The sequence below is a fragment of the Pseudoxanthomonas putridarboris genome (assembly GCF_038321125.1).
In the GTDB taxonomy this organism is placed as follows: Bacteria; Pseudomonadota; Gammaproteobacteria; order Xanthomonadales; family Xanthomonadaceae; genus Pseudoxanthomonas_A; species Pseudoxanthomonas_A putridarboris.
This window is the reverse complement of sequence record NZ_JBBWWT010000023.1, coordinates 1-1,246: the sequence shown is the minus strand read 5'-3', so window position 1 is coordinate 1,246 and position 1,246 is coordinate 1. Positions and strand designations below refer to the sequence as shown.

Here is a 1,246-nt window from a genome sequence, read left to right as displayed (position 1 = left end):
TGGCCTGCTGCCGGTTCCGTGGACACCCTCCTAATGTAGTCCCGCCTGTTTCTCGAACTCGATGGGGCTGACATAACCGATCGTCGAGTGCCGCCGCAGCGGGTTGTAGAACCGCTCGATGTAGTCGAACACATCCGCCTTGGCCTCGCTCCGGGTTCGATACGTTTTCCTGGCCGTCCGCTCGGTTTTCAGCGATGAGAAGAAGCTCTCCATCGCTGCGTTGTCCCAGCAGTTGCCCTGCCGGCTCAAGCTGCAGGTGACGCCCATCTCGCCCAGCAGGCGCTGGAACTGCTCGCTGGTGTACTGGCTGCCCCGGTCGGAGTGATGCAACACGCCCTGTGGCTTGCCACGTCGCCAGATGGCCATCATCAGTGCATCGGTCACCAGCTGGCTGGTCATGTCCGACTGCATCGACCACCCCACCACGCGCCTTGAGTACAGATCGATGACTGCCGCAACGTACAACCAGCCCTCTGCCGTCCACAGGTAGGTGAAGTCCGCCACCCATTTCTGGTTCGGCGCCGTCGCCTCGAACTGCCGATCCAGCACATTGCCCGCCGGTGCCAACGCGGGCCGCGGCCCCACGTCGATAGGCCGTGCGCGCCGCCGCGGGCGCGCACGCAGCGCGTGCATGCGCATCAGGCGTTCGATCCGGTGCAAGCCACAGCGCTCGCCCGTCGCCAGGACCTCGCGCCACACCCTTCGTGCCCCATACGTCCGGTCGCTATCGAGAAAGCCCTGCCGCACCAGCCGACCCAGGCGCTCATCGTCCAGACTGCGCTGGCTCCGCGGCCGACACAGCCAGGCATAGAACCCGCTGCGAGACACACCGAGCGCCTCGCACATCAACTCCACCGGCCAGGCCCTTCGGTGCTTCGCTACGAACCCGAACTTCACGTCGATTCCTTGGCGAAATAGGCCGCGGCTTTTTTTAGGATGTCCCGCTCCGTCTTCAGCCGGGCCACTTCCTTCTTCAGCCGCTCGATCTCCGCTTGCTCGGGCCGCTGCTGGCCCGGCCTCGGGAACGGATGCTTGGAATCTTCGTCGACGGCCTTTAGCCATGCCCGCAGCACGTTGAGGTGAATCCCCAAGTCCCGCGCCGCCTGCGAGATCGATACCCCGCGTTCCCGGACCAGCTTTACCGCCTCAAGCTTGAACTCGGGCGTGAACGTCCGCTTTGCCATTTACCACCTCCGATTTCATCATTGCACCTAAACTAGGTGTCTGTGAAATCGGCAGCAGGCCA

Annotated in this window: 1 protein-coding gene; it reads right to left on the bottom strand. The window is 63.8% G+C overall.

What is annotated here, in order from left to right:
- Positions 1 to 30: 30 nt before the first annotated feature.
- Positions 31 to 1,184, bottom strand: a protein-coding gene (locus tag AAD027_RS18990) for an IS3 family transposase (RefSeq protein WP_341727605.1) whose coding sequence is annotated in 2 segments (ribosomal slippage) — positions 31 to 926 and positions 926 to 1,184 — 1,155 coding nt in all. Because the reading frame shifts where the segments join, the coding sequence is not laid out codon by codon here.
- Between the last annotated feature and the right edge of the window lie 62 nt (positions 1,185 to 1,246).